The sequence below is a fragment of the Sedimentitalea sp. genome (genome assembly GCF_039973035.1).
Classification (GTDB): domain Bacteria; phylum Pseudomonadota; class Alphaproteobacteria; order Rhodobacterales; family Rhodobacteraceae; genus Sedimentitalea.
Genome location: NZ_JBDWLR010000094.1, coordinates 375,417 through 400,564 on the forward strand (window position 1 = coordinate 375,417; position 25,148 = coordinate 400,564).

26 protein-coding genes are annotated in these 25,148 nt (G+C 59.0%); 11 read left to right on the forward strand and 15 right to left on the reverse strand.

The window, feature by feature from the left end:
- Positions 1 to 24: 24 nt before the first annotated feature.
- The 9 genes from ABJO75_RS26775 to ABJO75_RS26815 form a co-directional block, all read right to left on the reverse strand.
- Positions 25 to 210 (reverse strand): hypothetical protein, encoded by a 186-nt coding sequence (locus ABJO75_RS26775; protein WP_348125633.1) that lies wholly within the window; start codon positions 208 to 210, stop codon positions 25 to 27.
- 204 nt (positions 211 to 414) lie between these two features.
- Positions 415 to 1,203, reverse strand: a complete 789-nt coding sequence (locus ABJO75_RS26780; RefSeq protein WP_348125635.1) for a xanthine dehydrogenase family protein subunit M — start codon at positions 1,201 to 1,203, stop codon at positions 415 to 417.
- 92 nt (positions 1,204 to 1,295) lie between these two features.
- On the reverse strand, positions 1,296 to 3,659 hold the full coding sequence (locus tag ABJO75_RS26785) for a xanthine dehydrogenase family protein molybdopterin-binding subunit (RefSeq protein ID WP_348125637.1): 2,364 nt from the start codon (positions 3,657 to 3,659) through the stop codon (positions 1,296 to 1,298).
- Between the two features lie 122 nt (positions 3,660 to 3,781).
- Positions 3,782 to 4,267 (reverse strand): (2Fe-2S)-binding protein, encoded by a 486-nt coding sequence (locus ABJO75_RS26790; protein WP_348125639.1) that lies wholly within the window; start codon positions 4,265 to 4,267, stop codon positions 3,782 to 3,784.
- 102 nt (positions 4,268 to 4,369) lie between these two features.
- Positions 4,370 to 5,377: a molybdopterin-binding protein gene (locus tag ABJO75_RS26795; RefSeq protein ID WP_348125641.1), complete on the reverse strand. Its 1,008-nt coding sequence runs from the start codon at positions 5,375 to 5,377 to the stop codon at positions 4,370 to 4,372.
- A complete protein-coding gene (locus tag ABJO75_RS26800; RefSeq protein WP_348125643.1) occupies positions 5,374 to 6,339 on the reverse strand; it encodes an XdhC family protein in 966 nt (321 codons plus the stop codon). Before ABJO75_RS26800 ends, ABJO75_RS26795 begins: the two co-directional genes overlap by 4 nt.
- Positions 6,340 to 6,413: 74 nt before the next feature.
- Positions 6,414 to 7,682, reverse strand: coding sequence for a VWA domain-containing protein (locus ABJO75_RS26805; protein WP_348125645.1), 1,269 nt, complete (start codon positions 7,680 to 7,682; stop codon positions 6,414 to 6,416).
- Positions 7,683 to 7,691: 9 nt separating this feature from the next.
- On the reverse strand, positions 7,692 to 8,372 hold the full coding sequence (locus tag ABJO75_RS26810; RefSeq protein ID WP_348125647.1) for a hypothetical protein: 681 nt from the start codon (positions 8,370 to 8,372) through the stop codon (positions 7,692 to 7,694).
- Between the two features lie 45 nt (positions 8,373 to 8,417).
- Positions 8,418 to 9,326: a MoxR family ATPase gene (locus ABJO75_RS26815; protein WP_348125649.1), complete on the reverse strand. Its 909-nt coding sequence runs from the start codon at positions 9,324 to 9,326 to the stop codon at positions 8,418 to 8,420.
- Between the two features lie 252 nt (positions 9,327 to 9,578).
- Here ABJO75_RS26815 and ABJO75_RS26820 point away from each other — a divergent pair, with 252 nt between their 5' ends.
- From ABJO75_RS26820 to ABJO75_RS26835, 4 genes are read left to right on the forward strand one after another with little or no spacing between them, the layout of a single operon-like run.
- Complete coding sequence (locus tag ABJO75_RS26820; RefSeq protein ID WP_348125705.1) at positions 9,579 to 10,610, forward strand: glycosyltransferase family 2 protein; 1,032 nt, start codon at positions 9,579 to 9,581, stop codon at positions 10,608 to 10,610.
- Positions 10,607 to 11,242 (forward strand): hypothetical protein, encoded by a 636-nt coding sequence (locus ABJO75_RS26825; protein ID WP_348125650.1) that lies wholly within the window; start codon positions 10,607 to 10,609, stop codon positions 11,240 to 11,242. The genes ABJO75_RS26820 and ABJO75_RS26825 overlap by 4 nt, the downstream gene beginning before the upstream one ends.
- Entirely contained in the window at positions 11,242 to 13,533 is a 2,292-nt protein-coding gene (locus ABJO75_RS26830) for a glycosyltransferase family 2 protein (RefSeq protein ID WP_348125652.1), read from the forward strand. The genes ABJO75_RS26825 and ABJO75_RS26830 overlap by 1 nt, the downstream gene beginning before the upstream one ends.
- Before the next feature lie 21 nt (positions 13,534 to 13,554).
- A complete protein-coding gene (locus ABJO75_RS26835; protein WP_348125654.1) occupies positions 13,555 to 14,592 on the forward strand; it encodes a glycosyltransferase family 2 protein in 1,038 nt (345 codons plus the stop codon).
- Positions 14,593 to 14,693: 101 nt separating this feature from the next.
- Here the strand turns inward: ABJO75_RS26835 and ABJO75_RS26840 are convergent, their stop codons facing one another.
- The 5 genes from ABJO75_RS26840 to ABJO75_RS26860 form a co-directional block, all read right to left on the reverse strand.
- Positions 14,694 to 15,620: an SMP-30/gluconolactonase/LRE family protein gene (locus tag ABJO75_RS26840; RefSeq protein WP_348125656.1), complete on the reverse strand. Its 927-nt coding sequence runs from the start codon at positions 15,618 to 15,620 to the stop codon at positions 14,694 to 14,696.
- The gene (locus ABJO75_RS26845; RefSeq protein WP_348125658.1) at positions 15,617 to 16,552 is read right to left on the reverse strand and encodes an ABC transporter permease; all 936 of its coding nucleotides are present in this window, start codon (positions 16,550 to 16,552) and stop codon (positions 15,617 to 15,619) included. Before ABJO75_RS26845 ends, ABJO75_RS26840 begins: the two co-directional genes overlap by 4 nt.
- Entirely contained in the window at positions 16,549 to 17,478 is a 930-nt protein-coding gene (locus ABJO75_RS26850) for an ABC transporter permease (protein WP_348125660.1), read from the reverse strand. The genes ABJO75_RS26845 and ABJO75_RS26850 overlap by 4 nt, the downstream gene beginning before the upstream one ends.
- The gene (locus ABJO75_RS26855) at positions 17,475 to 18,899 is read right to left on the reverse strand and encodes a sugar ABC transporter ATP-binding protein (RefSeq protein ID WP_348125662.1); all 1,425 of its coding nucleotides are present in this window, start codon (positions 18,897 to 18,899) and stop codon (positions 17,475 to 17,477) included. Before ABJO75_RS26855 ends, ABJO75_RS26850 begins: the two co-directional genes overlap by 4 nt.
- Positions 18,900 to 18,962: 63 nt before the next feature.
- Positions 18,963 to 19,973 (reverse strand): ABC transporter substrate-binding protein, encoded by a 1,011-nt coding sequence (locus ABJO75_RS26860; protein WP_348125664.1) that lies wholly within the window; start codon positions 19,971 to 19,973, stop codon positions 18,963 to 18,965.
- A gap of 214 nt (positions 19,974 to 20,187) precedes the next feature.
- Here ABJO75_RS26860 and ABJO75_RS26865 point away from each other — a divergent pair, with 214 nt between their 5' ends.
- The 4 genes from ABJO75_RS26865 to ABJO75_RS26880 all read left to right on the forward strand — a co-directional run bounded on the left by ABJO75_RS26865 (position 20,188) and on the right by ABJO75_RS26880 (position 22,984).
- Positions 20,188 to 21,366 carry an ATP-binding protein gene (locus tag ABJO75_RS26865; RefSeq protein ID WP_348125666.1) on the forward strand — a complete coding sequence of 393 codons (1,179 nt, stop codon included), beginning with the start codon at positions 20,188 to 20,190 and terminating at the stop codon, positions 21,364 to 21,366.
- Positions 21,363 to 22,079 (forward strand): response regulator transcription factor, encoded by a 717-nt coding sequence (locus tag ABJO75_RS26870; protein WP_348125668.1) that lies wholly within the window; start codon positions 21,363 to 21,365, stop codon positions 22,077 to 22,079. The genes ABJO75_RS26865 and ABJO75_RS26870 overlap by 4 nt, the downstream gene beginning before the upstream one ends.
- 134 nt (positions 22,080 to 22,213) lie before the next feature.
- The gene (locus tag ABJO75_RS26875; protein ID WP_348125670.1) at positions 22,214 to 22,441 is read left to right on the forward strand and encodes a hypothetical protein; all 228 of its coding nucleotides are present in this window, start codon (positions 22,214 to 22,216) and stop codon (positions 22,439 to 22,441) included.
- Positions 22,442 to 22,456: 15 nt separating this feature from the next.
- The gene (locus ABJO75_RS26880) at positions 22,457 to 22,984 is read left to right on the forward strand and encodes a hypothetical protein (RefSeq protein ID WP_348125672.1); all 528 of its coding nucleotides are present in this window, start codon (positions 22,457 to 22,459) and stop codon (positions 22,982 to 22,984) included.
- Between the two features lie 143 nt (positions 22,985 to 23,127).
- Here the strand turns inward: ABJO75_RS26880 and ABJO75_RS26885 are convergent, their stop codons facing one another.
- Entirely contained in the window at positions 23,128 to 23,433 is a 306-nt protein-coding gene (locus tag ABJO75_RS26885) for a hypothetical protein (protein ID WP_348125674.1), read from the reverse strand.
- Positions 23,434 to 23,577: 144 nt separating this feature from the next.
- Between ABJO75_RS26885 and ABJO75_RS26890 the strand changes: the two genes are divergently transcribed.
- From ABJO75_RS26890 to ABJO75_RS26900, 3 genes are all read left to right on the forward strand, one after another.
- On the forward strand, positions 23,578 to 23,778 hold the full coding sequence (locus ABJO75_RS26890) for a hypothetical protein (RefSeq protein WP_348125676.1): 201 nt from the start codon (positions 23,578 to 23,580) through the stop codon (positions 23,776 to 23,778).
- A 181-nt stretch (positions 23,779 to 23,959) separates the two neighbouring features.
- A complete protein-coding gene (locus ABJO75_RS26895; protein WP_348125678.1) occupies positions 23,960 to 24,190 on the forward strand; it encodes a hypothetical protein in 231 nt (76 codons plus the stop codon).
- On the forward strand, positions 24,190 to 25,148 hold a 959-nt coding region (locus ABJO75_RS26900), incomplete at its 3' end, for a tyrosine-type recombinase/integrase (protein ID WP_348125680.1). The genes ABJO75_RS26895 and ABJO75_RS26900, both read left to right, overlap by 1 nt.

Below are 25,148 nucleotides of genomic sequence, written 5' to 3' on the forward strand. Positions count from 1 at the left end.
CCCTTGCCTGCGGAACAGTGTTTGTTACCCGCTGATGGGTGCGCAGACAGTGGCCCCGGCATCCGTTGTCGCCAGCTGATAACCTGCGGTACAACTTGCATTGCCTGCCTTGTCGAACGTCGGCTGAACATAGACCGGTACCGGCTCGGGCTGTGCACAGGCGGTCAAACCCAGAGCAACGGCACCCAATGCAAACATCTTGAATTTCATGATCTTCTACCCTCTTGTTGCCAAAAGAAATTCACCGATTGGTTGAATCTCTCTTCACGATACGTGTTCAACACCAAGCTGGCAACTCTACAGAAGGCAAGGCATCAGGCTGAGGCCGAAACTTGCCACCACCGCGCCGGTCTCTCCCCCGAAAAGGAAAATCCGGCGCGGTGCGTGATCTGATTGGATCTGCGTCTTCGCGTATCAGCTCGCGGCCTTGACCGCCCGCTGTGTCATCACCTTGATGATGTGCGCGCGATAGTCGCCGGTTCCGTGAAGATCCGATATCATGCCATCGCCGCTCAGGCTCAGCCCATCAATCGCCTCTGCCGAAAAATTGCCCGACAGCGCAGCCTCGGCCTCGCTCCAACGGAACACGCCTTCTTCCGACGCCCCGGTCACTGCAACCCGTACGCCATCGGCAAAACGGGCCACGAATACGCCCACCAGCGCAAAGCGTGACGCCGGCTGCTCAAACTTCTGGTAGTTCGCCGCCTCTGGCACCGGGAAACGCACCGAGGTGATCACTTCCCCCTCTTCCAGAGCCGTGGTGAACATACCCTGAAAATAGTCGTCCGCCGCAATTTCGCGTGAATTCGTGACAATGGTTGCGCCGCTGGCAAGGGCCGCCGACGGATAACAGGCCGCCGGGTCATTGTTGGCGAGGCTACCGCCAATGGTGCCGCGATTGCGAACGGCCGGATCACCGATGTTGCCGGCCAGCGCGGCCAGCGCCGGATAGGCCGACGCCGCGTCCATTGCGACAGTCCCATGGTTGGTGCCGCCGCCAATGGTCACAACACCATCAGCGCTGCTCACACCCTTCATGGCCGCAATCCCTGTCAGGCTCACCAACCGTGAAGGGCTTGCCAAACGCTGCTTGAGGGTCGGGATCAAAGTCTGCCCACCACCAAGTGCCTGCGCGTCCTCGACCGCCAACGCCGTGACTGCCGCATCAACGCTGTCCGGCTTGTCCACTTCAAAACTGTACATTTCAGTCCTCCCAGAAGAGGCCCCGCCCCTTCATCTTTGTGCAAATACTCCGGGGGGTTCGGGGGGCTGGCCCCCCGCCCCGTTACTTCAGATTAGCCTTGCATCGCGGCCCAAACGCGCGACGGGCTCAGCGGCATGTCGACATGGGTGACATTCTTGCCGCCCGATTGCAGCGCATCCACCACCGCGTTCACCACCGATGGCGGTGACCCGATCGCGCCAGCCTCACCACAGCCCTTCACACCCAATGGGTTATGGGTACAGGGCGTGCAGCTCGAGTGATCCACCTCGTAGAACGGCAGATCATCGGCACGCGGCATCGCATAGTCCATATAGCTTGCGCTCAGCAACTGACCGTCATCATCATAGATGCAGTGTTCAAGCAACGCCTGCCCGATCCCTTGCGCCAGACCACCATGGACCTGACCCGACACGATCATCGGATTAACGATATTGCCGAAATCATCTGCCGCCAGCATCCGCTCGATGCTCACCTTGCCCGTCTCAGGGTCGACTTCGACTTCGCAGGCATAGGCACCGGAGGGGTAGGTAAAGTTCGACGGATCGTAAAACGCCGTTTCTTCCAGTCCCGGCTCGATATCCTCAAGCGGATAGTTATGCGGCACATAGGCTGCCAGACAGACATCCCCCCAGGCCACCGATTTATCGGTGCCCGCAACGCTGAATGCGCCATCCTTCAGCTCGATATCGGCCTCAGCGGCTTCCATCAGGTGCGCTGCGATCTTGCGCGCCTTGTTGATGATCTTTTCGGTGGCACGAACCATGGCTGACCCGCCGACCGCAAGGCTGCGCGACCCGTAGGTGCCCATGCCCATCGGCGCGTTGGCTGTATCTCCATGCACGATCTCGACCATGCTTTCGTCGATCCCGATCATCTCGGCAATGACTTGCGGAAACGCGGTTTCATGGCCTTGCCCGTGCGAATGGCTACCGGTCATGACAACCAGTCCGCCTGTCGCGTTGACCCGCACCGTGGCGCTTTCATACAGCCCCGCGCGCGCGCCAAGCTGACCGACAAGATTCGACGGTGCAATGCCACAAGCTTCGATATAGCAATTCACACCCAGCCCACGCAGCTTGCCGTTCTTTTCGCTCTCGGCGCGACGTGCAGCAAAACCGGCGAAATCGCCCATCTCTTCCAACTTGTCCATCGTCGCATTGTAATCGCCAGTGTCATATTCCACTGCCACCGGGGTCGCATAGGGGAACTCAGTGATAAAGTTCTGCCGGCGCAGCGCAATCGGTTCCACACCCAACTCACGCGCGGCTTTGTCAACCACACGCTCCAGCTGATAGGTCGCCTCGGGACGTCCAGCACCGCGATAGGCGTCCACCGGCACCGTGTTGGTAAACACCGCCTTGACGTTCACATAGATCAGCGGCGTCTTGTAGTTGCCAGCCATCAAAGTGCCATGCAGCCAGGTTGGAACCGACGGCGCAAAGGTCGAAAGATACGCGCCCATATTGGCCAGGGTATCAGTCCGCAGCGCGACAAAGTTGTTATCGGCATCCAGCGCCAGTTCGATCTTGGTCACATGATCCCGACCATGTGCATCAGACATGAACGCTTCTGACCGCGAAGACGTCCATTTCACCGGACGGTTCACCGCCTTGGCCGCAAAGGTACAGAATGCTTCCTCGGCATAATGGAAAATCTTGGTGCCAAAGCCACCGCCCACATCCGGGGCCACGACACGCAGCTTGTGCTCGGGAATACCCAGAACAAATGCGCCCATCAACAGCCGGATAACATGCGGGTTTTGGCTGGTGGTATAGAGCGTGTGATCGCCGGTTCCGCGGTCAAAATCGCCCACGGCCACGCGCGGCTCCATCGGGTTGGCGACCATACGCTGATTGACCAGCTCCAGAGTCGTCACATGTGCCGCACCCTTGATCGCGGCATCCACCGCATCACGGTTTTCTTCGACAAAACCCCAGTCGTAACAGAGGTTGTTTTTCAGATCGTCATGAACCTTTGTTGCACCATCCGCCAGTGCCGCTTTCATATCAACGACGGCAGGCAGATCTTCGATATCAACCTCGATCGCTTCGGCGGCATCCCGCGCCTGCTCGTAGGTCTCTGCCACGACAGCAGCGATGGGATCGCCCACATGGCGCACCTTGCCCTGTGCCAGAACCGGGTGGCCTGGTTCTTGCATCACTTCGCCGAATCGGTCGGTAACTTGCCAGCCGCAAGGAAGGCCGCCGATCCCTTCGAAATCCGCGCCGGTAAAGATCCGCACAACGCCCGGCATCGCCGCCGCCGCAGATGTGTCAACCCCGTTGAGCTTGCCATGAGCAACATCCGAACGCAGGAAATGCACATAGGCCTGCCCGCGAACGTTGATATCGTCGGTATAATTGCCGGTCCCGCTCAGAAACCGTACGTCCTCGCGCCGCTTGGTGCTGGCGCCGATGCCACTGTCTTTGGGCATATTCACTGTCCTCCCTGAAATTCCGGCGGATTTGCCGCCACTATTCAAATCGCCGCGCCACGCGCCCCGCCCCCTTCAGCTTTGTGACAATACTCCGGGGGTCCGGGGGCTGGCCCCCGGCTCTATTCTGCCGCGATTGCGGCCGTGTCCTGACCGGACGCCGCCATGATTGCTTTGACGATGTTATGGTATCCCGTACAACGGCACAGGTTCCCTTCAAGATAATCCCGAATTTCCGCTTCGCTGGGCTTTGGATTATCCTTGAGCAGTGCCGCCGCCGACATCACCATGCCCGGCGTGCAAAATCCGCATTGCAGTCCGTGATGATCCTGAAACGCCTGTTGAATGGTATTCAGCGTTCCGTCAGCCGCCGCCTGACCCTCGATGGTATCAACCGTGGCGCCATCCGCCTCGACCGCGAACATCGTGCAGGATTTGACGGCAACACCGTCCACATGCACCACACAGGCACCACATTGCGAGGTATCACATCCCACATGTGTTCCCGTCAGACCCAAACCATCCCGCAAAAACCCGGATAGCAGCGTGCGCCCTTCAACCGAACCGGACTTTGAAACACCGTTAACCGTCATGGTCACATCAACCATCACATTCCTCCCTGTGCGTGTCGTTTGCTTTTGCTGGAGTTAAACATGCTGCCCGCACATTGAGAACAAGAATTTTATAGGACTTTAGCATAACACCCGTTGTCAGTTCTTGGGCCTGCGAGGCTGGGGGCGCGTCGGAATCTCCTTGAGCAACCCCCCGACACCCATTCCCATGATGTCCTCCGGGCCGACCTTGAGACCACAAATCACCCGTTCAAGTACCCAATCAACGCCGCTGACCGCAGGTGAGCGTGCGCTGCCCGGCAGACCAATCACCATCTGTGCGCCAATCCGACCCAAAAACAACAAGTTGCCCGGATCCACGGGCATTCCGAAATGGATGATTTCGCCGCCTGCTTGTCGTACCGCCTCGGGTGCCACATCGGTCGGATCCGATGTGGCCGAGCCGGTCAGAATCAAGATCAGTTCGTGATCACAGGCAGCAATCGCTTGCACCAACGGAGCAACACGATGAGGCACCGCAACAGGATCGGACAGGCGTGCGTCCAGACGATCCAGACGCCCCTGCATCATGCGGTAACCCTTGTCGCTCACCGTACCCTCTGTCCGCCCGGAAATACGGGTTTCGATAAACCCGGCACGGGTCAGCGTTGGTCGCTGAAGGGTCAAAGCACCCGACGCCACCTCACAGGCCTGTGCCAACGCCGCGCCGGGCACCGCGTAGGAAATGATCTTGACGGTCGCGACCATGCCTTCGCGATCCATCCGTTGCCAGCACGGCACCGTCGAGACTGTGATCATCGGATGCACATGATTGACCCGATTGATAGCGGCCGCATCTATGCGGGCCAGACCGGGACCGTCAGCCAAAAGATTTACACGTCCGGTGAATGGTGCGCTCAGATGCAGCCCTGCCACCTTCGGATCCGGAACCAATGCCCTGGCCAAAGCCTCTGCCGCGTCATTTTCGCAGATGTCACCGGTATCAAGCCGTGCCACCGTGATCTGGTCGAATCCGGCCCCCGCGAGGGCCGCGACATCGCCGTCAGTCAGGGTCATACCCTTGCGCAATCGTCCCGTTGGCAATTGCACGGAGTGGGCCAGAACATGCCCAACCGCCTCGGCTACGGGAACCGGGCCGAACTTCATCCCTGTCTCAAGACCTGCGTCATCTGCGCGAGGATGGACACCGCGATTTCGGCGGGTCCAGCCGCCCCGATATCAAGTCCGACAGGCCCATGAATACGCGCAATCTGTTCCGGCGTAAATCCGGCCACGCTCATTCGGTCCACGCGCTTGGCATGGGTTCGGGTCGAGCCCAACGCGCCGATGTAAAACACGTCCGCCGCCAACGCCGCTTCTAGTGCCGGATCGTCGAGCTTGGGATCATGGGTCAACAGCACGAGTGCGGTCCGCGGGTCCAACCCCAGCTTGGCCACTGCCTCGTCCGGCCAGTCCTGAAAAATAGTCTCGCCGGGAAAGCGTGCATCGGACCCAAAAGCGTCGCGCGGGTCGATCAGCACCGGATCATACCCGGCAATCCGCGCCATCGGCACCAACGCCTGTGCGATATGCACTGCCCCCACAACGATCAGCCGCAAGGGCGGATTGTGCACCGCCACAAATGTCTGCCCGTCCTCTTCAAAACCCGAGCGGTCCATGCGCATTCGGTGCGGATACCCATCGCGTACCAGTTTCCGCTCACCGTTTTCCAGATTGACTTCATAGGCCAGCGCGTCGCGATTGGCGCGGGCCTCGACCAGTTCGGCGAGCAACGCTTCGGGTAACGCTGCGCCCACTGGCTCGACCAGCACCCTGATGGTGCCACCACAGGCCAGCCCCACGGCAAAGGCATCGTCATCGCTGACCCCGAATTCCAGCACGCGATGCGCGCCTGCTTCGATGGCCTCCAGCGCCTCGACGATCACCGCGCCTTCGACGCAGCCGCCGGAGACCGACCCTTCGATCCGTCCGTCACCGCCAATGGCAAGCTGCGCACCGACCCGGCGAGGCGCACTGCCCCAGGTCTGTACAACAGTGGCCAAGGCTGCCCCGATGCCCTCGCGATGCCAGGCCAGAGCCGTTTCAGGGCTGTTGTCAAATCGGTCCATTTCGGTCCTCCCCAAGGCAGCAAGCACCCCGGATTACATAAGATCGCACATTGGCGAACACAAACACCATGCGCCTAACGCGGCGCGTCCAGCAATGCCATCAGCCGCGCTTTCTCGCCCACATCGTCGGGCTTTGAAATCACTTCTGCCAGTTCTTGCATCGAGGCAACCGAATGTCCGGCACGAAAGCTGTCGACATGAGGCAACATCGCCGCAATCCCCTGCGCCTTGGGTGCAAACCCATCCCATCGCAGCAGTGGGTTCAACCAGATCAGACGCCGCGCGGACAGGTGCAACCGCTCCATCTCGCGCGCCAGTGCATCCGGATCGTCCCGATCCAGCCCGTCGGTGATCAACAGGACCACAGACCCCTGCCCCATCACACGGCGCGACCAGTCGCGGTTGAATGCGTGCAGGCATTCGCCAATGCGGGTGCCGCCTTCCCAATCCTGCGCCTCGGCCCCGGCCGCCGCCAATGCAGCGTCCACGTCCCGCTGATTCAGATGCCGGGTGATATTGGTCAGCCGGGTGCCAAAGGTAAAGGCATGAACCTTGGCCCATCCCGCGCCGCGCGCATTCGAAACAGCATGGAGAAAATGCAGGATGATCCGGCTGTATTGGCTCATTGATCCGGAAATATCGCAAAGCACCACAAGATTGGGCCAGCGCAGGCGCGGCTTCAGATGCGCCAGATGATGCAACTCGCCGCCTTGCCGCATACTTGCGCGCAAGGTGCCGCGCCAATCTATGCGAGCGCCCTTAGAGCTGGCAATGCCGCGACGCGACGGTATAGGTTTTACAGGCAGCTTAAGACGCGCCAGCATACGTTTGGCCTGCGCCACCTCTGCGGTGCTCATCTGCTCAAAATCAAGCTTGCGCAAGCGTTCCTCGGTGGACATCGTCATCGAGGCATCAACCTCGATCAACGTCTCGTCATCCGGCGACTCGCTTTCGCCCTCAGGCAGGTCCGGGTTGGTCCCATCTAGCAGCGCCTCTGCCGCGCGCTTTTCGGCGGCCTGTGCGTTGCGATCTTCTTGCACACCACGAATGGCCGGCAGCATCATCGCCATCATGTGTTCCATGAACCGCGGATCGCGCCAGTACAGGCGAAAGATCTGCCTGAACACCACCCGTTGTTCCGGCTTGTTCACAAAGCAGGCATGCAGCGTCCAATAAAAATCACGCTTGTCGGTAAATCCGGCAGCTTCAACCGCCCGGATCGCGTCAATCACCCGACCACTGCCAATCGGAAGCCCTGCCTTGCGCAAGGCACGCGCGAAGTGCGTGATGTTGTGAACGAGCTTGGGATCGTCCGGAATGTCTATTGGAGCGTACTCAGCCATCGACTCTTTTCATTCCGCGACAAAATTGTGGAAAATTTCATAGCGCGCGATCCCGTCTGAGGACCACGAGCCAAAGTTAGGCACAATGCGCACATAGAACGTTGACGAGCCATCAACCCATGCCGAGAGCCTCGCGACACCGTCAGAAGCGTATTTCTCATCTTGTTCCACCTCTTGACCGTCAAACAGTGTGACCCGTGTCGACATCCCGCCGATAAAACGAACACCGACCTCGATCTGCTGATCCGGATGGCCACTCGTATCTATGACATACCAGTCTATTTCGTCACGGGTCGTCTCCAAGGAGCCGGAAATCGTGGTATCTGACGCAATCGGTATCGCCGTTTGAACTGAGTTATTCGGTTCGACTTCAGTACCGCCTTGGGGTGGTGCCTTTGGCATTCCTGTTTTGCCATGGTCCTCAATTGGCGGTTTTGACAGCGGAAGATCACCGACGGAAGGTCCTTCGACTTTTTCCGGCACAAACAGAGTTATCGCAAGAAATGCGGCACCAATCAGAAACACCAACAAGCCGGCCGAAGAGCTTTCAAATTTCAGTCCGAACAACTCGATTTTTGCTGCCCCATGTGATCGTGGGCGCAACATGAGATACAATCCCACTGCTGCAAACACACCGCCCGCGACCATCAGTACAACCATTCGCGCAGCGCTGATTGGCTCGAAATCCATAATCTCAGCCCTCCTGCCCGAAGCGTAGCACAACATCGGGCTGTGTCACGCGGGCTCCAGTGTCGCCCTTGCCTCGTCCAGAATACGTTTGGCCTCGGACCCTTGCAGCTTTTGAATGTCATCCTGATATTTCAAAATTGCACCCAATGTGTCGGCGATAACTTCGGGGCTTAGGTTGATCACATCCAGCGCCAGAAGGCATTTGGCCCAGTCGATGGTTTCCGCAACGCCAGGCTTCTTGAACAGATCTTCGGTGCGCAGGGATTGAACAAAGGCAACCACTTCGCGGCTCAGCGCATCGGACGCCTCTGGTGCGCGGGCTTGCAGGATCTCCATTTCCCGATCAAAATCCGGGTAGTCGACCCAGTGATAGAGACAACGCCGCTTCAACGCGTCATGCACTTCACGTGTGCGATTGCTGGTCAGGATAACCACCGGCGGTTCGGGTGCCTTGATCGTGCCGAGTTCCGGTATCGTCACCTGAAAGTCACTCAGCGCCTCAAGCAGAAACGCCTCGAAAGGCTCGTCCGTTCGGTCGAGTTCGTCGATCAACAACACCGGCGCGCCATTTTCATCCGGTCGCATCGCCTCAAGCAAGGGGCGCTCCACCAGATAGTCGCTGCTGAACAGCTCTTGGTTCAGCGCTGTGCGGTCGGCGGTTCCTGTCGCTTCGGCGGTCCGGATGGCGATCATCTGTGCCGGAAAGTTCCACTCGTAGACTGCGCTCGACGCGTCCAGCCCTTCGTAGCATTGCAGACGGATCAGGCGTCGATTGAGCGAAGCCGCCAATGCCTTGGCGATTTCGGTCTTGCCCACCCCGGCTTCGCCCTCGAGAAACAACGGCCGACCAAGCTTGAGCGACAGGAAAACGACCGTGGCCAAAGCCCGACCGCAAACATAACCTTGTGCCGACAACATCTCTTGCACGGCATCGATAGACGGCGGTATTTGCATGGAATCTCCCTTTGCGCCCTAAGAGGTCATGAGTCGCGCCATGTCGTCAAGCACAGCGCCCTGCGACCTTGGTCCTAAACAGACGCCGCAATGACTTGATCAATTTGCCTCAAATCCGACTCGTTTGGCCGCGAAGATTGACCCTATATCGTCCGGATGGCATGAATTACGTAACAAAAGCGCAATATTGGCTCAGAACCAGCGCCCACAGATCAGGCAGAATGAATGGCAACTGGCGGACAGCAATCGGATATGCGGATCACCGCCGTCACCTGCGTCAAGAACGAAGGACCATTTCTGCTGGAATGGATCGCGTTCAATCGGCTGATCGGTGTCACGGATTTTCTGTTCTATTCCAACGATTGCAGCGACGGCACCGACCATCTGCTTGATGCGCTGGCGGATCGCGGTCTGGTGCGCCACCTGCCCAATCCGGCGCAGGGGCGTAATTATCAGATGGAAGCGCTGAAAGACGCGCGGCGGCAAGACATCGTTGCCGAGGCGGATTGGGTCTGGATCGCCGATGTCGACGAGTTCCTGAACATTAATACCGGCGATCATACGATCCCTGCGCTGATCACTGCCTGCGGCGAGCCACAGGCAATATCGGCAACATTCCAGTTCTTTGCCAATAACGGAGTCGAGGCGTTCGCAGACACGCCTGTGATTTCCCAGTTCACCCGCTCGCACAATCCCGACCTCTGGTGCGGAGAATTCGCGATTGAGGTCAAGACGCTGGTCCGCAGAGATTTTCCCCTGCAATATTTCGGCGCACACCGACCGTTTTTCAAAGGCAATCTGGCGGCTGACCGGCGCCCGCGCTGGACCGATGGCTCCGGGCGTGATGTGCCGCACCGGTTTCTCGTCGCGGCCAATCCCCGCCGCATTCGCCGCTTTCCAGCTCAGGGCGCGCGAAATTTTGCGACACTGAATCACTATGCGCTGCGCTCGCTGGACAGCTATCTGGTCAAGAACGACCGAGGCGACGTGAACCGCGAAAACCGTGCGTTTGATGATACCTATTGGCGCGAACGCAATGATTCTGGCCATACCGATACCAGCATCCATCGGTATCTTCCGGCTCTTGAAACCGCGCTTGCCGAGCTGCGTCGCGATCCCGAGATCGACGCCCTGCACCGGGACTGCGTCGCCCGTCACATCGCGCGGCGCGATACGCTCCTTAAACGACCCGAATACAGGGATATGCGCGATCAACTGCGCAACGCCAATGCGCTTCCACCGCAGGAAGAGGCGTTGATCAGCAGCTTGGGGCTGGCATCATGACGTTGCAGGTGGTCAACCTCGGTCTGCCGAAATCCGGTACCACCACGCTGGCCAAGGCATTGCGGTTGGCGGGATACGCAGTGGCCGATCATCGCCTGCGCGGTCGCAATACAGACGATCGGGCGCAAAAAGGGATGCTGGTCGCTGATCTGCTTTATCGCGGCTATTTCGAAACCGGCGATCCTGCCAGGCATCTTCCGGGAATCAACGCGGTATCCGAGATGAGCGTGCTGCGCGGCGCCAAATCACTGTGGCCGCAGATGGATTTTGCGCTGCTGCTGGCGATCCGAAAATTTCATCCCGAGGTGCGTTTTCTGGCCTCTCGCCGTGATGCATTCGAGCTGTCGCAATCCATGCTGGCCTGGTCCGATCTGGGTCTGAAGCGGCTACCCGACAGCGTGATCCCCGGTCTGCCGCAAGGGTATGGCGACACCACCAAACAACGTATGCAATGGGTCGAAGGCCACTATGCCGCCCTTGCCCGGTTCTTTGCGGATGACCCCAATTTTCTGGAGTTTGATATCGCGGACCCCGACGCACGCTCCAGAATATCCGTCTTTCTGGGGCGCGATTTGCCCTGGTGGGGTCATCTCAACGCCAATCCCATCCGCGAACGTCTCGGGAGCAATTGATGCGCATCTGGCTTCACATCGGGTTGGGCGCTTCGGTCTCGGATCGAATTCAGCGTGTCATGGCCGACAAACGCGAGCAAATGATCGCCAAGGGCATCCTGTTTCCTCAGAATGTCAGCGCCGCCTTGTGCCGGGCAGCGCGGGGCATGGCGGAAAGCGATGCGGCGCACCCGGATCAGCAAGGCGCGTTGCATGCGCAATTGAGTGCGGACCTTGCGCGCGAAATTGCGACCCATCAACATGATACGCTGATCCTGTCAAACGCCCAATTGGGTCAGACCCTTTGTCTAACCAGCGAATTGGAGCGGCTTAAGGCCCTGCTCAGCCCGTTTTCTGATGACATCCGTATCGTTGCGCAAGTGGATGAACAGGCGCGAGCGCTTGTCCGGCACTATGAGGCTCAGGTGATGACCGGGCGGCACGCCCCGCTTGAACGGGAACTGGGCCTCGCGACATCCAAGGATTGGTGGCAATCCGCAATCGACGGCGCGGGTCATTCTGGCACAGGGCCAACGTCAGATAACGCGCCCTTTTGGCTCGACTATGCCGCAGTTGTTCAGTTTTGGGAAAGCGGCTTTGGCCCGAATAGCGTCACGCTGCACCCAGACTACCGTCAGAAACTGACCTCTGACACAGCACCCGATGTCATCCGTTCGTTGTTCGAGATCGCCCCGACCTTGGGCAAGACTCAAGCAGAGCCCTTTTCACCACCGCCTTCGGCCGCGTGGCTTTCACGCGCGCGACAGATGAATGTGCTGTTTCACCACCTGACGAGAAGCGGGCAGCGTATCATTCCGCCTGATCTGTGGCAGGCATTGCTGGCTGAAACCGAAATCGAGGGTGAACCGATTGCGCCTCGAACGCTGTCCGCGATCTCGAACAGGTTCGCCAAGGACAATCAGAACCTCGTCGAGACGCATCCCGCTCTGAACGCCGAGACGCTCCGCCCTCCATCCGCTCAAGAGCAATGGAGCGAGGCCGATCCGGGCAACGGTTTTCGCGCGACCCAATATTTATTGGCCTTCATGTACCGGATCGACAAGGCCACGAATGCCGCACACAAAGAAAAACCCGCTCCATCCACCAATCCGGATATTGCCGCAGGGCTCAGCCCCGCGGCGCGCGCGGTGATGCCGCCGCTCGCCGTGCAGAATTTCGACAAGCTGCGTAAATCCTCCTATGCGCCGCACAACCGTCTGGGTGCGGTGAACGAAGAAGAGCTGGCCGCAGCCTATTCCTTGGCACCTCAACGCATCCTGCCAAGGGGTTCATCCGGGCGCGTCATCGTCGGCTGCATGAAGAACGAGGCGCCCTATATCGTCGAATGGATCGCCTATCATCGTGCCATCGGCGTCGATAATTTTCTGATCTATACCAATGACTGCACCGACGGCACCGACAAGATCCTGAACCGACTACAACAAATGGGCATCGTTCAACATCGCAACAATGACGATTGGCGGGGCAAGTCACCACAGCAACACGCGCTGAACATGTCGCGCAAAGAAAAGGTGATCCGCAACGCAGAGTGGCTGATCCACATCGACGTTGACGAATTCATCAACGTGCGCACCGGCAACGGCACGTTGGACGACTTTTTCGCCGTGGTTCCAGATGCGACCAATGTGGCCATGACCTGGCGGCTCTTTGGTCATGACGGTGTGACCCGGCTGGCGGATGAATTTGTTATCGATCAGTTCGAAAAATGTGCCCCGACCTATTGCCCGAAACCCCACACGGCATGGGGTTTCAAGACCATGTTCAAGAACATCGGCGCCTATGGCAAGATCAGCTGCCATCGGCCCAACAAGCTTGACGAAGACCTGCGCGATCAGGTTCGCTGGGTGAACGGATCAGGTCAGGACATGACCGAGGAGGTCGCCAACAACGGTTGGCGCAATTCGCGCCGATCAATCGGATATGATCTGTTGCAGCTCAACCATTATGCCTTGCGCAGTGCGGAAAGTTTTCTGATCAAACGGCAGCGCGGCCGGGCGCTGCACGTAGACCGTTCTATCGGCATAAACTATTGGATTCGCATGGATTGGTCCGACTTTCGCGACATCACGATCAAGCGCAATATTCCAAGAGTCCGCGCCGAATATGACCGGTTGATGCAGGATGATGCGTTGCGCAAGTGGCATGAAAAGGGTCGTGACTGGCACCGCGCCAAGGCCCGCGAGCTTCGCAAGAATCCCGAGTTTCAGGAACTCTATGAACAGGCGCTGGCGATCAAGCTTACCGAGACCGAACGCGTTGCCTATGCGCTCGCACTCGATATGGAAACCTGAGATGCACGGGCGGCTCTGCAGGTGAGGTTTCTCGCGGTTCTTACGGTTCGCAACGAAGGCGCATTCCTGCTGGAATGGCTCGCTCATCATCGTGCCGTCGGGTTCACCGACATACTCGTTTTTTCCAACGATTGCCACGATGGCACGGACACGATGCTTGATCGATTGGCCGAGATGGGCTGGCTGACACATTGCCGAAACGATGGCCCTTATGACAAACGAGGTATCCAGTTCACCGCTCTGAAACAGGCGGAACGTCTTGAGATCGTGCAATCCGCTGACTGGATTCTGTCTCTAGATATTGACGAGTTCGTCAACATTCACACAGGCGATCATACCCTTTCGGCTCTGCTGGCCGCACTGCCTGCTGCGACAGCAATTGCGCTGACCTGGAGGCTCTTTGGCAATGCGGGCGTTCGCGGCTATGCCGACGCCCCGATCACCGAAACCTTTACCCGCTGCGCTCCGGTGATCATGTTCTGGCCGTGGCGATCGGCCATGTTCAAGACGTTTTACCGCAACGACGGAACCTACGGAAAACTGGGCGTTCACCGGCCACGCGCGCCCCACCCTGACAAACTCCCGGATGCGCGCTGGTTTGACGGAGAGGGCCGCGAGTTGGACGATCAGTTCAAGTCCCGGCGACTATTCTCCAACTATGGCCGCTCCAACTATCAACTGGTGCAACTTAACCATTATCCGCTGGGCGCGATGGAAAGCTATGTGCTCAAGGCCGATCGGGGTCGTGCGGTCCACAGTGATCACATGCTGGGCATGGACTATTGGGTCGATCGCAATTTCAACACCGATTCCGACGACAGTATCGCCCAGATCCGACCGCTCAGCGCCCCCATTCTCGCCCAACTGCACGCGGACCCAAAACTCGCAATACTACATCGGGCCGCCGTCGAATGGCGTCACGCGCGATTTCATAAGTTGCTGGAGCAAGAACCTTTCCGCGCGCTTTACGCCCGATTGCAAATGACCCCCTCGTCCGAACCGCTCGATCATGCGACCGCGACAAGATTGAGCCAGGCTGCCATGAAAAGTCGCACATAACCTACGTGCAAAGGATGGCGTTCAGCGAGGACTGGAAGAACAGCCTCTGCGCGTGGTCCCCTGCTCGTCATGCACTGGTACTTCGAACCCTGACCCAAAGGTCAGTCGTTTGGACGTGTCCAGGGTTCGGCACCACCCACATCCACAAAGACGCGATAGACCGACCGCGTCGCAGTGATATACATCCGCTGGCCGTCCGGTCCGCCAAAGCACAGGTTCGAAACCACCTGCGGGATCAGAATTTTTCCGAGCAGCGTTCCGTCCTTGCCAAAACAATGAACCCCGTCCGCGGCCGAGGACCATAGATTGCCACGCACATCACACCGCATTCCATCCGGCAATCCGGTGTCGATCTCGGCAAAGGGCGCACGTTCCCGCAGCGCATCGCCTTCAACCGCAAACTGGCGGATGACAGAGGGAACGGCATCGGCATGGCTCGACCCGCTCTCGGAAATGTACAGCGTCGTTTCGTCAGGCGAGAAACACAGTCCGTTAGGTTGGGTGAAGTCGCTGACGACAACACTCAACGCTCCGTCAGGCGACAGACGATAGACGTTGCGATTGGCTTGTTCCGGTTCGCGACGATAGCCCTCGAAATTCGAGAGGATGCCGTAGGTCGGATCGGTAAACCAAACGGCACCATCCGAACTAACCACCACGTCATTGGGCGAGTTCAGCCGCTTGCCATCAAACGCGCTCGCAAGAACCGTTACCGCGCCGTCAAACTCGGTTCGCACCACGTCGCGCGCACCATGTCTGCACCCGACGAGCCGCCCCTGCCGATCGCGCGTGTTGCCGTTGTTAAAGCATGATCCGGCACGAAAGACAGAAACGCCTTCGGCCTCGGACCAGCGCATGATGCGCTGGCTGGGAATGTCAGAGAACAACAGGCAACCGTGGTCACCGAACCAGACCGGGCCTTCGGTCCAGGTGAACCCCTCGGCGATCACGTCCAGGGTCGACATGGGATGCACCAGCTTGGCGAACCGGTCGTCATGGATTTCCAGATGTGACGGCATGGTGATCATGCGCGGGCCCTCCTTGTGCTGGCGGCAATGACAATGGTGATGATGATGGCCCCGGTCAGCACATTGCGGGCCCCTGCCCCCGCGCCATAGCTGTTGAGCATCGAGACCACGAGAAACATGAACAATGCCGCACCCCAGACGCCCGGCACGTTGGAGTTACCCCCTGCGATAGAGCTGCCGCCGATCACGACGACCGCAATGGACATCAGCAAATATTCCGCGCCCATGTTCAGCGCCGCACCGCCGGAAAAGCTGGCCAGCAGATAACCGGCAAGCCCCGCAAACATGGCAACCGAGATATAGGTTGAAGCACGCACCAATTCGACCGGCACCCCCGCAAGGCGAGCCGCGCGAAGATTCTGGCCTGTCGCCAGCAACCAGCGCCCCCATACTGACCGCTCGAGGATGATCCAGACAATGATGGCCATGAACAGCCCCACCCACGCGACATTGGGCAGCCCCATGAACCGCCCGGTCGCAAAGTCGGCCAAGCCTTCGGGGGGCTTGATCCGCAGGCCCCGGTTCGACCAGATTGCGAGCGATTGGAAGATCAGCGAGGCGGCCAGCGTTGCGATGATCGGCGGCAGGCGCAGCAGAAAGATCAGTGCGTAATTTGCGATCCCGGCACCCGCCCCCACGGCCAGCGCGATGCCAAGACCCAAGAGCGCGGTGCCGGGATCCGTGCTCATCCCCTTTAGCGCCAACGTCGCGGACAGCGTCATAGTCGCGGGAATGGACAGGTCCACATTGCCCGGCCCCAAGGTGATCACCAGCATTTGCCCAAGGCCCACAATGGCGGCGAATGCCCCAAAGGACAGCGCAGCATAGGCTAATTCACCAGCACCCCGGCCCGATGTCAGCCCGAGGATCAGGGCAAAGGCGACGGCAGCGGCCAGCCAGGACCAGAGCCAGGGTTTGCTCAGAAAAGTCATGCGCCGGTCCCCTTCCTGCTAAAGATCAGGCGCGCAGTCAGTACAAGAATAAGGATCGCCCCCTGAGCTCCGATCTGCCAATCCGGCGACAGGCGCATAAAGCTGAGAAAACTCGCAGCCAGCGTCAGGGTCAGCGCACCGATCACCGCCCCCGTCGGGCTGACCTTACCGCCGGTGAATTCGCCACCACCAAGGATCACCCCGGCGATTGACAACAGAGTATAGCGTAAGGCTATGTTGGCATCCGCCGAGGTCGCCAACCCCACCAGCGCCATGCCAGCGAGCACACCAAAGAGCCCCGCCAAGCCATAGGCCAGCGCCTTGAGCCGGATCACTGGCCAACCGGCGCGTTGCACCGACCGCGCATTGCCTCCGACACCGCGCAACACCGTCCCGATGCCGGAGCGGATGATCAGCAGATGGGTGACGGTCGCGATGATGACTGCGGCCACCACGGCCATGGGTGCAAATGGCGGCTTTATGGTCATCAGCGTGCGCAGCCACTCGGGGCTGGACCCACCGGGCGAGGGCAGGATGAACAACGCCAGTCCCCCCCAGACAAAGGACATTCCCAGCGTCACCACAATGGCGGGCAATTCCAGCGCATGGATCACCGCCCCAAGCAACGCATAGGACAGGATCAGCGCAAGAAGGATGAGCAGCCCCAACAGCGGCGTATCGTTGAGAAACGTCGCGGTTACGCAGGCCGCAAGACTGACAAAGGTGCCAAGTGACAGGTCTATGTCATTGACCATGATGATCATCATCTGCGCGATCGTTGCCAATGCGATCGGCACCGCGAGGTTGAACAAGAGGTTCAGCCCGAAATAGCTCATCGCGCGCGGCTGCATGTAGAATGTCGCCGCCAGCAGGATCGTCAGCGAGACCACCGGCAGGATGATCCGGTGACGTGCAAGAAAACTCATGATGCCTCCTGCATCTCAAACGACGCTTGAAGGATTTTCTCCTCGGTAATGTCGCTCCCGGTCAGTTCGGCACTGATCACGCCATTGCGATAGACAAACACCCTGTCGCATTGGCAAACCTCTTCGGTCTCGGTCGAGTACCAGAGGAATGTCCCGCCTTTTGCAGCCTCGGCACGGATCATGGCGTAGACATCTTGTTTCGTCCCCACATCGACGCCCCGCATTGGATCATCCATGATCACAACCGGGGCTGGCGAGGCAAGCGCGCGGGCAAACAGCACCTTTTGCTGGTTGCCGCCTGACAGGGACAGGATCGGGTTTGTCATGTTGTCCGTGCGGATACCGATGCGCGCTTTCCACGTTTCGGCGATCCGGGCCTCCGCCTCGTGATCGACCAACCCGCGTTTTGCACATTGCTGCAGCACCGAAATCGAGATGTTGCGCAGGATTGACCAAAGCGGCAGCACCCCGTCGCGTTGACGATCCCCTGCGACAAACACGGATTCGGGCGATTTATCCGCGTGCCAGGACGACGACCGCGACAGATAAAGCTGCGCCAATGCTTCGGCTTGCCCATGCCCAGCAAGACCCGACAGGCCAATAATTTCGCCCTTGCGCGCCGACAAACCCTGTTCTGTACGAACAATTTCGGGTCCAAATTCGCGCGCGACACCAGTGGCATCGGCGGCTTCGGCCGTCACATGACCCATCGCATCCACAAGGCCCTGCCGGGTGAATTCGTCGGTCGCGCGTTCGGCCACAGCCTTGCCGTCTTTCAGCACCACGATACGGCTGGCAACGTCAAACACTTCACCCATCATGTGGGAAATGAAAACGACCGCGCCGCCTTCGGCGCAGAAGCGTTTGACATGCGCCAGCAATTGATCAGCGATGCCTGCATCTAGCGACGAGGTCGGTTCATCCAGAATGACCAGCCGCGCCGTGCCGCCACGCGGGGCAAAGCCGATGACGATCTCGACCATCTGGCGTTCGGCAATCGACAGCGTATCGACCTCGGCATTTGCATCGATGCCGTGACCGGGAAAGATGGTATCCAAGCTTTTCAGGATTTCGGCTCGTGCGGGCCGCCGCCAATTCGGACCCTTCAGGGCGCTGTGCGAAATCCGCAAGTTTTCCGCGACAGTCAGATTGGGGCAAAGCGAGAGTTCCTGAAACACCGAACGCACGCCGGCCTCCAGCGCGCTACCGCCGGAGGAAAACGCGATGGAACCCGAGGACGGCGTGAGCCCGCCATTGATCAGGTTAACCAACGTCGACTTGCCTGCCCCGTTGTGACCGACAAGCCCGATGCAATCACCGGGAGTGACGATCAGGCTGACCCCGTCCAGCGCCCGAACAGGGCCAAAATGCTTGGCCGCGTCGACGAGCGTCACGATCGGGGTGCTCTCATGATCCGACATGAGCGCTCCATTCTGTGTTAATTCAGGGCGGATCGCCGATGAGGACGACCCGCCGCAATGGGATCACTTGGCGTCGGCGATGACCTGCTGTGCGTCTTCCAGCGTATAGGTCACGTTGGCGACAGACCCTTCCGGCGTGCTGGTCAGAGACTCGTCAAGCGTGTCCTGTGTGATCTTGAGAAACGGCACGGTCAGATCCTTTGGCACGTCGTTACCGTCAAGCACCTGCTGCGCGACCCAAAATGCCAGCGAAGCAACACCCGGCGCGATCGACAAGGACAGGGTTTCGTACCCGTTGGCGTCGCGCTGTTCGGCCCACCACTGCAATTCGTCCTGACGATTGCCCAGCACGATCAATGGTGTCGGGCGATCCGCGGCCTTGAACGCCTGTGCGGTGCCATACCCATCGCCACCTTGCGTTACGACCCCAACAATATCCGGTAGCGATGGAAGGATACCCGCAACCGCCTTTTGCGCCACATCCTGCGCCCAGTCACCGTGGACTGAGCCGACAATCTCAAATTGCGAATGCTCGGCCACGCCCTCGTGGATACCCTTGGAGATTTCGTCATCAACGAAGACCCCGGCCAGTCCGCGGATTTCCAGCAGATTGCCGCCGTCCGGCAGGCGTGTCGCGATGTAATCGACCTCTTCCTTGCCCATCGCTGCGAAATCTACCGCAATTCGCCATGCGCAGGGCTCAGTCACGATGCCATCAAAGCTGACCACCGTGACGCCTGCATCGCAGGCCTCTTTTACCGCACCGTTCAACGCGGTCGGTGACGCTGCGTTCAATACGATCGCATCATAACCTTGCAGGATCATGTTCTGGATTTGCGCGGCCTGCTCCGTCGCCTGATTCTCGGAGGTCGTATAAGCGTCTGCCGCTGCAACGGCACCGTCGGCCACGGCCTGCTTGCCAGTGTCCTCAAAGGTTTGCAGCATGGCCTGCCGCCACGAATTGCCCGCGTAATTGTTGGACAGCGCAATGCGCTTGTCAGAGGTGTCGGCCTGAGCCAGTCCAGCGATCATGGCAAGCCCTGCCGCACTCAGCAGCAACTTCGAAGTCGTCATGTTTTCCTCCCTGTCACGCATGAATCCATGCGCTGCATACCGGCCCGAAAAGGGCTCTGGTTCGGGGATCATGTTGTCCGGTTCTACGGTTGTAAAGGCAGCACCCCGCAGAGATGTTGCGGGTTCCCGCAACGACTTTACGGTTCCGGGTGTTCCAATTCCGCCAAATGCTTGCCAGAATTGCGGGGACGCGCACCGCGCGACGGGAGGAGATATGACCTATCCAATACAGCCCCCTGCAAGGGGCAATGTCTTTCTGCGCATCTCGGCACATCTCGCCGAGCGTACCGACATCGCATCGGCGCTCGAGGCCGTGGCCGACGAAATTGCCGAAGTCATCCCGTTCACCCATGCCGACCTGTGCCTGAAAGACAGACCCGGCTGGCTCTCCAGCTACGAAGTCGGCATTCAGACCCGTTGGTCGCGAACCAGTACACGGGTTGAGGCCTCGCCAATTCGCGACCTGATCACCGGAAAATGCGATTACATGTTGTGCGAGAATGCGATGCACGACCCACGCCAGACATTTCAGGACGCCTGCTCGGAACCGATCATGAATCACCAATTGAGGTCGCGTGTACATGTGCTGATGAAGGTCATGGGCCAACACATCGGTACATTGAACATTTCACACTCGACCCCCGAGCTATACGATCAGGAAACAGTCCAGCGGGCCCAACACGTGGCAGATGTGCTATCGCCCTATTTCCACGCCCTGCACACTGCCGAACAGGCGCAGCGTGCCACACAGGTCAGACAAGAAGCACAGGCCCGCGAAGAAGGCTTGCGCCGTGGTGCGCTGGAACTGACCCAGACGCTGGAACAGGAACGCCAACGCATCGGCATGGACCTACATGATCAAACGCTTGCTGATCTCACGAGAATGCTCCGCGAGATCACAGGGGATGCTGCACCGCAAAGCGAGCATCTGAGCCACCGCATCAAGGAAATCATCAGTGATCTGAGGCGGATCATCGATACAGCGGTGCCCACGCTGCTGGAGCTGTTCGGCTTTGTTCATGCCGTCCAAGTTCACCTTGAACGCGCCGTCGAGTCGCAGCAGATCGAAGTTCTGGTTGTCGACACGACTAATGGTGCACCGGATCGCCTCGCCCCGACAGTGCGCACTGCGTTGTTTCGGATCGCGCAAGAAGCGATCAACAATGCCGCACGCCACGCCGGAGCCAGCCGTATCGAGGTTCGCATTGAATCGCTAGCCAATTCCGGGCTCGTCCTGACGGTGCGCGATGATGGCTGCGGCCTTCCGGCAGAGCAGCAGCGAACCTCTGGCCTTGCCCACATGCGCACCCGCGCAAGGCTGATCTCTGCCGATCTCGACCTGCTGAACGACGGCGGCTGCACGCTGCGTGTGATGTTGGGAGAGCGTTTGTGAAGGTGCTGATTGTCGAAGATGATCAATTCCATGCGACCTATCTTCAGGACGCACTGGCCGAAGCCTTGCCGGAAGTGACGGAAATTGTTCATGCCATCGACGGTGCTGCGGGCGAAGACGCGGCGCGCCAGACCGAGGTCGAAGCGATTGTGATGGATCTGCAGATGGTGAACCGAAACGGCATCGAGGCTGCCCGCTCGATCTGGGCGGCAAGACCGCACAGCCGTATCCTGTTCTGGTCGAACTATGCAGATGAAGCCTATCTGCGCGGCATTGCTCAGATCGTGCCCGAAGACAGCGCCTATGGCTACGTCCTTAAAACGGCGTCACGGGCGCGCCTCAAACTGGCCTTGCGCGCTGTGCTGATTGAAGGGCAGATCATGGTCGATCGCGAGATCCACCGTTTGCAAAAACGCGGCGCGTCGCCACGAACACGGCTCGATGAAAGCGAGTACGACGTTCTGCTCGATCTGGCATTGGGGCTTCAGGACAAACTGATCGCAGAACGCCGTGGAATGTCATTGAGAACGGTCCAGAATCGGTTGTTGTCACTCTACGAAAAGCTGGGCGTCGTTTCGGAAGCGGACGAGCACTTGACTCTCAATAAACGCGTGCGCGCCCTGAACAGAGCGCTTGTAACCCGCACGATCAACACCGAAACACTCGAAGCCGCGCAGCGAGAACTCGCAACCTGGCTGGCTGGGCGCGTTTAGCCATAGATGCTCCCAGCAAGGGCGGTTTGGTGAAAGTAGATCGCCGTGACCAATTGATGAACGGATCAGAAGTGGGCGCGAAATAGGATTTTGTTCTGAACAGTTACAGTCTCAGGGGGCGGCATAGATTCCTGATGTTCGCGGTTAAATCAATCGATCCGCGTCGAACAAATACTCCGCTTCCTTTGCTTGGAATAGATGCCCTGTCACGCCTGCGCGGCACTGCAAGCCAGGTGGCTGACCCCATCTTGACCGGGCATCGACACGTTGAACTTGTAAAGGAGGCGATGCGGATGGTTGAACTGGCGGACGATAACAAAGAACTACAAGCCAACCTTGCGGGCATCCGTGATGATTGGTGAATTGATCCTGCAACCATGCCCGATGGTGAGTTGGCAGACATAGCCGCATGGGCTTGGAAGCGCCGACTTGAAAACCGCATCTATCGGGGCCGTGACAGTGCTTTTCCGGTGCAACGGCTGGCCTTGGATGCGCTGCGCGGTGAAGCCAATGGAGACGCTATCGCGTTACTGGTGCTGCTGGTGGATCAGCACGGCCATCATCATGGCAACGCTTTTCCTCGGATTTTGACGATGCGGGCGGCGGGTCTGCTGAACCTTTCCAAGCCTCGCCTCCGCGCCGCACGTAGCACATTGCAAGCTGCTGGCCTGTTGCGTTTGGTCGGTCGGCATCGCGCAGGCTCAAAACCTCAAACCTTTGCCCTGACAAGGCTGCATCCCGGCGTCGGTGGCGCAGTCAATGTCGAGACCATGTCCCACTCCACTATCACCGGGACAGGGTGGTACAGCACCGGAAAAGATCGTTTTGTCCCGCTTCGATCAGGGGTATGCGGGCCGGTTGGTGATAGGCGTAGAGTGATGGGTTTGGCTTGCGTAGCACGCTGACGGGGCGGGGTGGCGCGCGCGGTCATTTTTACCTCGTCGAAGGGGCGGCTTGACAGCCTTGGGTCCTTCCTGACCCCTTGGCTCATGCGGGTAATTCGCGCCGCATGTTTTCGGTTTTATTGGGGTATTATTGCACCTACAGATCAGGGTTGTTGTTGTTGGTCAGCCCGTTGGGATGCGGTGATTTCTTCGCTCTGCGCGCGAGTCGTGGCCGGGACGATCCCAAGCGCTTGCGCCATCGCCTCAAGGCATTCCTCAGCGCAGACTATGAGCGTTGCCGTGTCGCGCTGATGGCCCGACCAGCCCGCCGCGCTGAGGATTGATTTCATGTCCCGGCCATCAAGGCATATCGCATCCATCAAGGCGCGGGCGGTGATCGGGTGGCGGCTGGCAAAGCCCGGTCCTCTGCGCGGGCTCAGGGCAACCCCTGCGGCAACATGCGTCGCCAAACCGGCTTGGCAGGTGAGGCAATCAATGTGGTGCCCGCCTTCCTTGTGGTTCCGCCTGAGCTGGAAACGCTCGCTGAACAGGTCTTAACTGAGATCGCAGCAAGTTAGGTTGCCAACGCAAACCCCTTCGCGGGCAAGCTGCGGTTGCTTGTTGAGCCTCGCCTTGCCAGCCCTAGCGCGTGGTATCTCTGCGCCGCTCCGGGCGTGCCTGACAGCTTGCAGCACGCTTACCTTGATGGTGCCACCGGGCCTCAGCTTTTCACACGCGAGGGCCTTGAGGTTGATGGCATCGAATACAAGGTTCGCATGGATTTTGGCGCGGGTTTCACGGGACATCGCGGCTAGTATCTGAGCCCCTCGGCATAAGCTGACGGTTCGGCGTATCGCCACTGAGATCGTGCGGCAGGTTTTTTCAACCTTCCTCCTGTCGCACGTTTCGGGATGCTTGGAGCCTGAGACCAAGCATCCCTCAAAGCCCCGGTGAGGTTCATCCTCGCCTCACCGGGCACTTTTATTGGGTATGAATATGGCAAACTCTGCAATTCCATCAAACGCGCCCGCAATCTGCGTCAGCAAGTCCGCCGCCGCTGCTATGCTGAACCTATCACCCGGCAAGTTTTCGGAGCTGGTTCTATCTGGCGCGATGCCAAAGCCCCGATGTGTCGGCTCTCGTCGCTTGTGGCTGGTGAATGAGCTGTACGTTTACGCAGCGGCGCTGCCCTTGCAGGATGAGGATGATACTTGGGGTGATCTCTGATGGCTCGCCGGATCAAGCGCGAGTTTCCCGGCGTGATTGCGTATTTTGATCGCCATCAAAAACGCCGTTACCGTTTTCGCCGGAAAGGGTTCTCGCCTGAAATCCACGGCGAATGCGGCTCTGATGATTTTCGCCGGAACTATGAGCGGGCGATCAGGGGCCACAGGTCGCAGGAAATCGGAGCAACGGCCACAAAGCGTGGCACGATTAACGCTCTGATTGTCTTATACTATAAGAGCCCTGAGTTTGTGTCGCTGAGTGACAGCACAAAGTCGACATACTGGCGCGAGATTGAACTTCTGCGTGACGAGCACGGGCACCGGCTGGTTGAGAAAATGAAGCGCACCCATGTCGTGAAGCTCCTTGAGCCTCTGACCGATCGGCCATCAGCCCGGAACAACCGCCTGAGAATGCTGCGCCTGTTGCTCAACCATGCTGTTGAAATCGGCTGGCCGAGTGACAACCCAACCGCAGCGATCAAGAAAATGCGCACCGGATCGCAGGGCTTTCATACTTGGACGGATGATGAGCTAAACGCCTTTTTCGCCTGCCATGAGATCGGCTCCACGGCTCACACGGCTGTTACGCTCATGCTCTACACTGCTTGTTCTCGCGTTGATGCGGTTCAGCTTGGTTGGCAGAATGTGAGCGGCTCTCGGCTCCGGTATCGTCGGCAAAAGACTGAGCGGTTTTCTGAGGTGGTCGTGGATATTCCAATCCATCCAGATCTTCAAAACGTGCTGGGTGCCCTGCCCAAATCACAAATGACGTTCCTTCAAACATCAAACGGGCGCTCACGTTCGGCAAACGGCTTGGGCAACGCCATGCGCAAATGGTGCAACGCCGCCAAGCTGCCCGACTGCACGTCCCACGGGTTGCGAAACGCTTGCGCCACACGGTTGGCGAAGGCCGGGGCGTCGGAGCGCGAGATTATGGCTTGGACGGGTCACACATCGCC

What these genes read in the sequence shown, in the direction of transcription:
- ABJO75_RS26775 (WP_348125633.1), bottom strand. Translation starts at nt 210, where the DNA reads ATGAAATTCAAGATGTTTGCATTGGGTGCCGTTGCTCTGGGTTTGACC.
- ABJO75_RS26780 (WP_348125635.1), bottom strand. Translation starts at nt 1,203, where the DNA reads ATGTACAGTTTTGAAGTGGACAAGCCGGACAGCGTTGATGCGGCAGTC.
- ABJO75_RS26785 (WP_348125637.1), bottom strand. Translation starts at nt 3,659, where the DNA reads ATGCCCAAAGACAGTGGCATCGGCGCCAGCACCAAGCGGCGCGAGGAC.
- ABJO75_RS26790 (WP_348125639.1), bottom strand. Translation starts at nt 4,267, where the DNA reads ATGGTTGATGTGACCATGACGGTTAACGGTGTTTCAAAGTCCGGTTCG.
- ABJO75_RS26795 (WP_348125641.1), bottom strand. Translation starts at nt 5,377, where the DNA reads ATGAAGTTCGGCCCGGTTCCCGTAGCCGAGGCGGTTGGGCATGTTCTG.
- ABJO75_RS26800 (WP_348125643.1), bottom strand. Translation starts at nt 6,339, where the DNA reads ATGGACCGATTTGACAACAGCCCTGAAACGGCTCTGGCCTGGCATCGC.
- ABJO75_RS26805 (WP_348125645.1), bottom strand. Translation starts at nt 7,682, where the DNA reads ATGGCTGAGTACGCTCCAATAGACATTCCGGACGATCCCAAGCTCGTT.
- ABJO75_RS26810 (WP_348125647.1), bottom strand. Translation starts at nt 8,372, where the DNA reads ATGGATTTCGAGCCAATCAGCGCTGCGCGAATGGTTGTACTGATGGTC.
- ABJO75_RS26815 (WP_348125649.1), bottom strand. Translation starts at nt 9,326, where the DNA reads ATGCAAATACCGCCGTCTATCGATGCCGTGCAAGAGATGTTGTCGGCA.
- ABJO75_RS26820 (WP_348125705.1), top strand. Translation starts at nt 9,579, where the DNA reads ATGCGGATCACCGCCGTCACCTGCGTCAAGAACGAAGGACCATTTCTG.
- ABJO75_RS26825 (WP_348125650.1), top strand. Translation starts at nt 10,607, where the DNA reads ATGACGTTGCAGGTGGTCAACCTCGGTCTGCCGAAATCCGGTACCACC.
- ABJO75_RS26830 (WP_348125652.1), top strand. Translation starts at nt 11,242, where the DNA reads ATGCGCATCTGGCTTCACATCGGGTTGGGCGCTTCGGTCTCGGATCGA.
- ABJO75_RS26840 (WP_348125656.1), bottom strand. Translation starts at nt 15,620, where the DNA reads ATGATCACCATGCCGTCACATCTGGAAATCCATGACGACCGGTTCGCC.
- ABJO75_RS26845 (WP_348125658.1), bottom strand. Translation starts at nt 16,552, where the DNA reads ATGACTTTTCTGAGCAAACCCTGGCTCTGGTCCTGGCTGGCCGCTGCC.
- ABJO75_RS26850 (WP_348125660.1), bottom strand. Translation starts at nt 17,478, where the DNA reads ATGAGTTTTCTTGCACGTCACCGGATCATCCTGCCGGTGGTCTCGCTG.
- ABJO75_RS26855 (WP_348125662.1), bottom strand. Translation starts at nt 18,899, where the DNA reads ATGTCGGATCATGAGAGCACCCCGATCGTGACGCTCGTCGACGCGGCC.
- ABJO75_RS26860 (WP_348125664.1), bottom strand. Translation starts at nt 19,973, where the DNA reads ATGACGACTTCGAAGTTGCTGCTGAGTGCGGCAGGGCTTGCCATGATC.
- ABJO75_RS26865 (WP_348125666.1), top strand. Translation starts at nt 20,188, where the DNA reads ATGACCTATCCAATACAGCCCCCTGCAAGGGGCAATGTCTTTCTGCGC.
- ABJO75_RS26875 (WP_348125670.1), top strand. Translation starts at nt 22,214, where the DNA reads ATGTTCGCGGTTAAATCAATCGATCCGCGTCGAACAAATACTCCGCTT.
- ABJO75_RS26880 (WP_348125672.1), top strand. Translation starts at nt 22,457, where the DNA reads ATGCCCGATGGTGAGTTGGCAGACATAGCCGCATGGGCTTGGAAGCGC.
- ABJO75_RS26895 (WP_348125678.1), top strand. Translation starts at nt 23,960, where the DNA reads ATGGCAAACTCTGCAATTCCATCAAACGCGCCCGCAATCTGCGTCAGC.